Here is an 8776-nt window from a genome sequence, read left to right as displayed (position 1 = left end):
GCGCACACACCGCCCCCCGCGGCTCACCCCCCCCCCCCCGAGCCCGCGGGGGGGGGGGTGAGCTGTGGGGCGGCCCCCCCCCCCCCCCCACCCCGCCCGGGAGGGCTTCGCCCCCCGGACCCCCCACGTTGTGGTCGCCTTTCGTGTGTTCGTTGCCTTTCGTGCGTTGGGTGCTTTCGTGCGTCTGTCAGTTGCCTTCGTGGGTTGGGTGCGTTGGGACCGCGATTATCTGGTGCTCGTCTTCGTAGATGATTTTGCCTGGGGTGGCTGATTCTTGGCGTTCGTAGGGGATGTTGTGGGTGTCCAGGATCTCGAGGTAGCCGGGGATGCGTTCCAGTAGGTGCGCTGCGGTGGGTTTGAACCAGGCGACGGCGCCGGGGTTGTGGTGCCAGTCGTAGAGGGTGGGGTCGACCGTGGTGGGGTTGGTGTAGGCGGCGTCGTACCAGGCATTGGTCTCGCGGCGGAAGGCTTCTTGTGCCGGGGTGAGTTTTCCGGCCTTCGACAGGCCGTTGACCAGTTTGAAGATGCCGGGGAAGACGCCGCGGTTGTCGGCGGTTGTGCTCTGGTAGCGGATGAACATCGGGGCCCTTCAGCGGAAGCGGGGCTTGATCTCCAGTTGACTCTAGGTACGAGAGTGAAGGCATGAGCACACTTGCCGGACAGTCAACGGAAACAGCGGTCGACTGGCACATCGATGCCCTCGACGTCGACGCCTACCTCGCGCGGCTGGGGATCGAGCGGCCCGGAAAACCGACCGCGCGGGCCCTGCGGGACCTCGCGACAGCACATGTCCTCGCCATCCCGTTCGAGAACGTCGACGTCCTGCTGGAGCAGCACCGCGGGATCTCGCTCGACGTCGTCCAGGACAAACTCGTCGGCAAGAAGCGCGGGGGCTACTGCTACGAGCACGCCCACCTCTTCGCCGCGGCCGCCGAACAACGCCTCGGCTTCCGGGTGCGCCGGATCGTGGCGCGCGTGCAACCACGGCGGCCAGGGCCGTACACGCACATGTCGCTGCTCGTCGAGGCCGAGGGCGTGTGGCACCTCGTCGATGTCGGGTTCGGCGCGGGAATGCTGCAGCCGATGCCGCTGGTCGACGGCGCCATCGTCGACCAGGCCGGCTGGCCACACCGGCTCACGCATCGCGAAGGCTGGTGGACGCTGCAGAAGCAGCAGGGCGACGAATGGGAGGACCTGCACGCCTTCACCCCGAACCCGAGCAGCCCGATCGACTACGAGGTGTACCACCACTACACGTCCACGCACCCGCGGTCGCCGTTCACCGGGCAGCTCGTGGTGATGCGGCTGGAACCGGGCCTGAGCAGGCAGCTGGTCGGCCACGAACTCACCGTCCGGCGTCCCGACGGCACGGAGGAGAAAACCGAAGTGGCTCCCGGCGAACTCGGGGAAGCGCTGCGTCAGCTCGACATCGAGTTGACGTCGGAGGAGTTGGCGGCGCTGCTCGAACGGTACTGATCGCTGGCACAGTGGAGTCATGGCGATTCTGGTCACCGGAGCCACCGCGAACATCGGACGCATGGTCGTCGATCACCTACTGGGGATGGGGGCGCACGAGATCCGTGCGCTGACGAACAATCCGCGCAAGGCCGCTTTGCCCGCAGGGGTCGAGGTGGCAGAGGGCTACCTGCGACGGGTCGAGACGCTGCCCGCGGCGTTCGAAGGCGTCGAAAGTGTGTACCTGGCGCCGACGCCGGACACGGTCGTCGAAGTGCTGAAGCTGGCACGCGACGCCGGGGTCCGGCACGTCGTCGATCTTTCCGGCGAGCCGGAGGGGTGGTGGGGCGACGTGACCAGGGCGGTCGAGGCCAGCGGGCTCCCCTGGACGCACCTGTGGCCTGCCGACTTCATGGAGAACTCGACGATGTGGGCCGAGCAGATCCGGCGGACCGGCGCGGTCCGTGAGCCCTACCCGGACACCGCGAGCGCGCCCATCGCGATGGACGACATCGCCAGGGTCGCGGCGACGGCGCTGCTGGGGGATGGGCACGTCGGCAAGGCTTATTCACTGGGTGGGCCGGAAAAGCTGACCCGCACCGAACTCGTCCGGCAGCTCGGTGTCGCGCTGGGGCGGGAGATCCCGTTTCTCCATGTCTCGCCGGAGGAAACGGTCGAGGCGCTGACGCCGACGATGGGGGACACCGCCGCTTGGTACGTCGACACGGTGCTGCGCGGGTTCACCGAGAACCCGGTGCTCCCGACCGGCTCGGTCGAGGAGATCACCGGTCGTCCCGGCACGACGTTCGCCGAGTGGGCTGCCGCGCACACCGCCGATTTCGCCTGAGCGCCAACGGTTTTACAGCGCGGCGCCGAACAGTTCGGTCGCCGCGCTGGGCCTGCCGAGGTGATACCCCTGTGCCTGATCGCAGCCCAGCTCGCGCAGGAGGTCCAGTTGATCGGCGGTCTCGACGCCCTCGGCCACCACGGTCAGGCCGACGGCGTGCGCCATCGCGATGATGCTGGCCACGATCGCCGCCGCGTCGCGGGATTCGGCGATGCCGGTGATGAACGAGCGGTCGATCTTGAGCGTGTCCAGGGTCAGCCGCCGCAGCTGCGCCAGTGACGAGTAGCCGGTGCCGAAGTCGTCGATCGCGAGCAGTACGCCCAGTTCACGCAGCGAGGTCAGCACTTCGGCGGCCGCGGTGTGATCCCGCATCAGCGCGCTTTCGGTCACTTCCAGGCACAACGCGCCGGGCGGCAGGCCGGTCGCGAGCAGGGTGTCCTGCACCGCGGTCACCAGGTGCGGGTCGTCGAGCTGGCGCACCGAAAGGTTCACCTTGAGGTGGAGGTCCAGGCCCTGCGCCGAGCGCCGCCCGGCCAGCTCGCGGGTGGTGGCCTTCAGGACGTGCTTGCCGATGACGTTGATCAGCTCGCTCTCCTCGGCCAGCGGGATGAACTCGCCGGGCGGGATCGCGCCGTGGGTGGGATGCGTCCAGCGCAGCAGCGCCTCGACCGCGACCATCTCGCCGGACCGCAGATCGACCACGGGCTGATACGCCGGCCACAGCTGGCCGTTCTGTACCGCGTCCCGCAGGTCCTGTTCCATCCGCAGCCGCCGCTGCAACCGTTCGCGCAGCGCGACGTCGAAGAACTCGTAACGGCCGCGGCCGAGCGTCTTGGCCTGGTACATCGCGACGTCGGCGTCGCGCAGCAGATCCTCGGCGCTGCGCCGGTCGTCGCCTGCCGCGAGCACGACACCGATGCTGGCGTCGAGGTGCAACTGCCTGCCGTGCACACCGATCGGCTCACTCAGCACCGTGCGCACGTGCTCGGCCAGCGCGCGGATGTCGTCGTGGCCGGTCACCTCGCCGGTGACCAGCACGAACTCGTCGCCGCCGAGCCGCCCGACAACGGTGTCGCCGCCGGTGCACCGCCGCAGCCGTTCGCCGACGATGCGCAGGACCTGGTCGCCGACCGAATGCCCGAGCGAGTCGTTGATGACCTTGAACTTGTCCAGGTCCAGGAACAGCACCGACGTCGGCCGGTCGTGGGCGCGGCGGTCGAGCCGGTCGAGCACCAGCGTCCGGTTCGCCAGCCGGGTCAGCGGATCGTGCGTGGCGTCGTGCGCGAGCCGGGCGCTGATCGCGCGCCGCTCGGTGATGTCGGTGAACGAGGTGACCACCGACATCCGCGCCGGGTCCTCCGGGCTGAGCAGCCGCGAGGTCAGCGACACCCAGACGTCCTTGCCGTCCGGCCTGCGCAGCCGCACCACCTTGCCGTTCTGGGTGATCCCGGTCCGCAGCGTGCGCACCGATGGCGTGTCCTCGGCGGAGATGCGCGCCCCGTCTTCGTCGAACAGCATGAGCGTGTGACTCGGCAGGCCGACGAGGTCGGCCGCGGCGATGCCGAGAATCCGGCAGCCCGCCGGGTTCACCGATTCGACCAGCCCGTCCGGCCCGGTCACCAGCACGCCTTCGTCGAGCGCGGCGACCACCGTGCGGTAATGCTGTTCCGCCCGCCGTCGCTCGGTTTCGTCCGCGCAGACCAGCACGTAGCTCCCGGCCAGTTCGGCCGCGGACACCCGCACGGCGAGGGCCGCGCCGTCACGGCGCCGGTGCGTCGCCTCGGCCAGCCCGCCGGACCGGCACAGCTCGGCCAGGTCTGCCGGCGCCCCGACGACCTCGGTGACGGGTCTGCCGAGCGCTTCGTCGGCCGTCCAGCCGTATACCGCCTCGGCCGCCGGGTTCCAGCTGGTCACGACGCCGTGCGGGGTGGTGGTGATGATCGCGTCGCTGACGCGGCTCACCAGCGCGGCCCGGCAGCGCAGTGCCTCGGCGGCGGCCTTGCGCGCCGTGATGTCGCGGATGACGACCTGGAACGCGGGCTTTCCCGCGTTGTGCGTGCGCACCGAGACGAGCTCGGCCGAGACCGTGCTGCCGTCGAGGCGTTTCAGCACCGCCTCCACCGGCCCGATCGTCGTCGCGGTCCCCGCGGCCGACGCCGGTTCGTCGTGGGGTTCTTCGGCGACGAAATCGGTGAACGGCCGTCCGACGAGCTGTTTGGTCTCGTCCGCGCCGAGCAGGTCGAGCGCGGCACGGTTGGCGTAGGTGACGACGCCGTCCTCGTGGACGCAGATCGCGTCGGGGCTCAGCTCCACCATGACGCGGTAGCGCTCGGCGAGGTCGGCCAGGTCCGCGCCCGGCGCCCGATCGTCGGTGACCGCGCACGCGACGCCGAGCAGGCCCGCGGTCCGGTCGTCGTGGCCGACCGTGCGCACGCGCAGCCGGACCCGGCGCGGCGGCCGGTCGCCCGTGGTCTCGACCGACTGCTCCAGCTCGAAGTCGCGGCCCGGCGGCGCGTTCCGGATGCTGGCGGCGAGCGGCTCGAGCAATCCGGTGAGCCGTCCACAGAGGTCGTCGGCGGTCGCGCCCGCCATCCCGAGCACCGCGTCGAGGCCCGGCATCCAGGTCAGGGTGGACGCGGCGAGATCGAGGGAGAAGATCACCCCGGAGCCGGCGGCGGCGACCAGATCGGCGATCAGGTCGTGCCCGGCTCCGCTCCTCGCGGTGGGGACCGCCGGCTCACCCATGGCGGTCACCCCGCGTGAGTCTGCCTCCATAGTGCGTCCGGTCTCCCCTGGTCGGCATACCGATGAGACTGAAAGTAAGCAGGCCCTGGTGACCTGCCGACCTGCCTGAACCGCTTACTTTCGGTCTGTTTGGTATCTACTGGCGCTGTGGCCCGTCGATTACACCACCGACCGATCCCGGTGTATATCCATTGGATTCCGCTTCCGGACTTTGGTCGCCACCGGTGTGTTTGCCCGGTTTTCGTCAGCGAGTGGCCACCAACTGGTCCGATGTGGGCAGGAGCGGTGCGGGAGCGCCGTCGCCGGCCGGTGGTGGAGGCGGCGGGGGCGGCGCGCTGAGCCCACGGCCCCAGAACAGCAGTCCGAAATGCGCGGCGATGGTGTGGCCGAGCAGGGTGACGACCGAGTCCAGGCCCACCGGGTCGTCGGTGACGTAGACGGCGACCAGAAACAGCTCCATCGCCACCAGCGCCGCGATCCGCAGCCGCCCGCGGCACAGGAACACCAGCGCGCCCGCGGTGGTGAAGAACCCGTAGCTGACGCCGATGTCGAGCCAGCGCCCGGCCGACGACGGCAGCGCCCCGCTCTGGATGAGCGCCATCACCGGCAGCTCGGTGGCCAGTGTGGCCAGGACATGACCGCTGAAGAACACGATCGCGGTGCGTCCCGCGCCGAACCGGCGTTCCAGCGGGGCGACGGTGACGGCGAAGATCGCCGCGTAGGCGAGCCATCCGCCGTCGGACAGCCACAAGGCGCTCGCGAACAGCGAAACCAGCGGGCGGCGCCAGAGGTTGTGCGCGTCGGTGCTGGAAAGGGCGAGGAGCTTCCCGATCACCTTCGGCTCGCCGAACCTGACCAGCAACGTGGTGCCGAGCAGGAGCACCAGATAGCCGAAGGTGAACGGCGTCGACCGCGGTGTCGGAACGAGCCGGGCGAGGGTACGCAGGCCGGCGCGGGCGGGGCCCGGCCGTCCGGCGCGCATCAGCATGGATCCAGCGTCGCCGGTCATCCTGGGAGTATTCCTACGCTCAGCTGTGAATCAGCTGTGATCGAACCGGGCACCGATCACGATCCGGAGTGATAATTTTCGGCAATACTCACCCATTCGGGTGCTTTTTCCGGTAGGAAGACCACCACATTCATGGTGGAGGGGCCCCAGGGTGAAGCACGAGGTTTTGGTAACCGAGCTGCTCGAACGCGAGGGCTGGGGCGAACGCGTTCCCCCGCCGCCCCGGTCGCGCTGGCGGGTCGTCGCGGTCATGCTCGCCGTCGTCATCGGCTGCGGCACGGCCGCGGTCCTCGTCGCGTTCAACGGCCCGAAACACGACAACGCCAAGGAAAACGACCAGATCGGCGTCATCGACATGCCGCACCGGACGTCGGGAGCGGGCGGCGCGGACGAGAGCAACACGCCCCAAACCACCGAGGGCGGTACCGGCGGAGGGACGGTCGACACGACATCGGGGAGTTCGCGGTCCAGCACGTCGTCGACGACCACCAGCGGCACCACGACCTGGACCGGTGCGACCACGCCAGGGCCGACGACCGCGGGCACGACACCCCGGGACGACCCGCCGCCGAGGACTACCGGCACGACGACTCCGCCCTCCACGCCGCCTCACCCCACGACGCCCACGACACGCACATCGGAGCCGGAGCCCTGCCCCATCCTGTGGCCGTTCTGCTGAACGTACGGCCATGATGGGATCTTGACGCGGGGAAAACCGCCGAGTGCCTATCGGGAGGACACGGACGGTGACGGTGGAAACGCGGCCGGGCTCGCGTGCGCGTGCCTGGCTGCTGGAAGGTTCGCCCAAGCGGGCTCAGCAGCTCAAGGGCGGTAACCGGGAGACGGTCAAGAGCCACGAACATTCGTGGTGGAAGGTCATGTGCCTGACGGGTGTGGACTACTTCTCCACGCTCGGTTACCAGCCGGGGATCGCCGCGCTGGCCGCGGGAGTGCTGTCGCCGCTCGCCACGATCGTGTTGGTCCTGCTGACGCTCGGCGGCGCGTTGCCGATCTACCGGCGCGTCGCGAAGGAGAGCCCGCACGGCCAGGGCTCGCTCGCGATGCTGGAGAAACTGCTGTCGTGGTGGAGCGGCAAACTGCTGGTACTCGTGCTGCTCGGCTTCGTCGCCACGGACTTCGTCATCACCATCACGCTCTCGGCCGCGGACGCCACCGCGCACGTCACGGAGAACCCGTTCGTCCCGTCGTTCTTCCACGGCAAGGAAGTCCTGATCACCACGGTGCTCATCGCGCTGCTGGGCGGGGTCTTCCTCAAGGGGTTCGCCGAGGCGATCGGCGTCGCGGTGACGCTCGTCGGCGTCTACCTGACGCTCAACGTCGTCGTGGTCGTCGTTTCGCTGTGGCACGTCTTCGCCGCCCCGGACCTGATCGTGAGCTGGCAGGACCTGCTGGTCTCGAAGCATCCGAACCCGTGGCTCATGATCGGCGTCGCGCTGATCGTGTTCCCGAAGCTCGCACTCGGCCTGTCCGGGTTCGAGACAGGCGTGTCGGTGATGCCGCTGGTCAAAGGCCTGCCGGACGACACGCACGCCGAACCCGCCGGGCGCATCCGCAACGCCCGCCGCCTGCTGGTCACCGCGGCGCTCATCATGAGCGCGTTCCTGATCACCAGCAGCTTCGCCACCACCGTGCTGATCCCGCAGCACCAGTTCGAGGCAGGCGGCCAGGCGAACGGCCGCGCGCTGGCCTTCCTGGCGCACAGCTACCTCGGCGACGTCTTCGGCACGTTCTACGACATCAGCACGATCGCGATCCTGTGGTTCGCCGGTGCCTCGGCGATGGCCGGGCTGCTCAACATCGTGCCGCGGTACCTGCCGCGCTACGGCATGGCGCCGGACTGGGCCCGCGCGAGCAGGCCGCTGGTGATCGTCGTCAGCGTCATCGCGTTCGTCATCACCTGGATCTTCGACGCGAGCGTGGAGGCGCAGGGAGGCGCGTACGCGACCGGTGTGCTGGTCCTGATCTCGTCGGCGGCGGTCGCGGTGACGCTGTCCGCGCGGCGTGCGCGGCAGCGGAAGGCGTTCATCGCGTACCTGGTGATCACGGTCATCTTCGCCTACACGACCGTCGTCAACATCATCGAACGTCCCGACGGCGTGAAGATCGCGGGCTTCTTCATCGTCGCGATCGTGCTGACGTCGTTGATCTCGCGCGCGACCCGGTCACTGGAACTGCGGGTCGAGGAGGTCGACTTCGACGCCGCCGCCCAGCGGATCCTCGACAAGGCGGTGCGCAGTGGCGAGATCCGGATCATCGCCAACGAGCCGGACGCGCGCGACGAGACCGAGTACCGCGAGAAGGAGCAGGAAGCCCGCGAGGACAACAACATCCCGAACGACTCGGCGCTGATCTTCCTCGAAGTGACCATCAGCGACGCCTCGGATTTCGAGACGACGTTGCGGGTGCGCGGTGAGAAGCGGTACGGCTACCGCATCCTGCGAGTGAAGAGCCCGTCCATCGCGAACGCCATCGCGGCGATCCTGCTGCACATCCGCGACGAGACCGGGAAACGGCCGCACGTCTACTTCGCCTGGACCGAGGGCAACCCGTTCAAGTTCATCGGGCGGTACCTGTTCTTCGGTGACGGCGACGTCCCGCCGGTCACCCGCGAGGTACTGCGCCGGGCGGAACCCGACCAGCAGCGCCGCCCGCTGGTCCACGTGGGCTGAAGGGGACTTTCGTCGCATGCCGTGCGAGGA

The 8776-nt window shown here is 69.2% G+C and carries 7 protein-coding genes; 4 read left to right on the top strand and 3 right to left on the bottom strand.

What is annotated here, in order from left to right:
• Positions 1-187: 187 nt before the first annotated feature.
• On the bottom strand, positions 188-580 hold the full coding sequence (locus ACFWX1_RS15155; protein ID WP_378387582.1) for a hypothetical protein: 393 nt from the start codon (positions 578-580) through the stop codon (positions 188-190).
• Positions 581-642: 62 nt separating this feature from the next.
• Between ACFWX1_RS15155 and ACFWX1_RS15150 the strand changes: the two genes are divergently transcribed.
• Positions 643-1476, top strand: a complete 834-nt coding sequence (locus ACFWX1_RS15150) for an arylamine N-acetyltransferase (protein ID WP_378387581.1) — start codon at positions 643-645, stop codon at positions 1474-1476.
• A gap of 19 nt (positions 1477-1495) precedes the next feature.
• A complete protein-coding gene (locus tag ACFWX1_RS15145) occupies positions 1496-2302 on the top strand; it encodes an SDR family oxidoreductase (RefSeq protein WP_378387579.1) in 807 nt (268 codons plus the stop codon).
• 12 nt (positions 2303-2314) lie between these two features.
• On the opposite strand, the gene ACFWX1_RS15140 is transcribed toward ACFWX1_RS15145, so the two are convergent.
• Both ACFWX1_RS15140 and ACFWX1_RS15135 read right to left on the bottom strand, forming a co-directional pair.
• Positions 2315-5077, bottom strand: a complete 2763-nt coding sequence (locus tag ACFWX1_RS15140) for an EAL domain-containing protein (protein ID WP_378387577.1) — start codon at positions 5075-5077, stop codon at positions 2315-2317.
• Between the two features lie 214 nt (positions 5078-5291).
• The gene (locus ACFWX1_RS15135; protein WP_378387575.1) at positions 5292-6056 is read right to left on the bottom strand and encodes a rhomboid-like protein; all 765 of its coding nucleotides are present in this window, start codon (positions 6054-6056) and stop codon (positions 5292-5294) included.
• A 151-nt stretch (positions 6057-6207) separates the two neighbouring features.
• On the opposite strand from ACFWX1_RS15135, the gene ACFWX1_RS15130 reads away from it, so the two are divergent.
• Together ACFWX1_RS15130 and ACFWX1_RS15125 are read left to right on the top strand one after the other, a co-directional pair.
• Positions 6208-6735 (top strand): hypothetical protein, encoded by a 528-nt coding sequence (locus tag ACFWX1_RS15130; RefSeq protein ID WP_378387573.1) that lies wholly within the window; start codon positions 6208-6210, stop codon positions 6733-6735.
• A gap of 67 nt (positions 6736-6802) precedes the next feature.
• Positions 6803-8746, top strand: coding sequence for an amino acid transporter (locus tag ACFWX1_RS15125; protein ID WP_378387571.1), 1944 nt, complete (start codon positions 6803-6805; stop codon positions 8744-8746).
• Positions 8747-8776 lie beyond the last annotated feature (30 nt).

Origin of the sequence: Amycolatopsis sp. NPDC059021 (assembly GCF_042739895.1) — a bacterium.
In the GTDB taxonomy this organism is placed as follows: Bacteria; Actinomycetota; Actinomycetes; order Mycobacteriales; family Pseudonocardiaceae; genus Amycolatopsis.
Note: the sequence above shows the minus strand (reverse complement) of the source record. Positions and strands in the feature narration are given on the sequence as shown.

Coding starts and splice junctions, on each gene's coding strand:
- ACFWX1_RS15145 (WP_378387579.1), top strand. CDS start 1,496: ATGGCGATTCTGGTCACCGGAGCCACCGCGAACATCGGACGCATGGTC.
- ACFWX1_RS15150 (WP_378387581.1), top strand. CDS start 643: ATGAGCACACTTGCCGGACAGTCAACGGAAACAGCGGTCGACTGGCAC.
- ACFWX1_RS15135 (WP_378387575.1), bottom strand. CDS start 6,056: ATGACCGGCGACGCTGGATCCATGCTGATGCGCGCCGGACGGCCGGGC.
- ACFWX1_RS15140 (WP_378387577.1), bottom strand. CDS start 5,077: ATGGAGGCAGACTCACGCGGGGTGACCGCCATGGGTGAGCCGGCGGTC.
- ACFWX1_RS15155 (WP_378387582.1), bottom strand. CDS start 580: ATGTTCATCCGCTACCAGAGCACAACCGCCGACAACCGCGGCGTCTTC.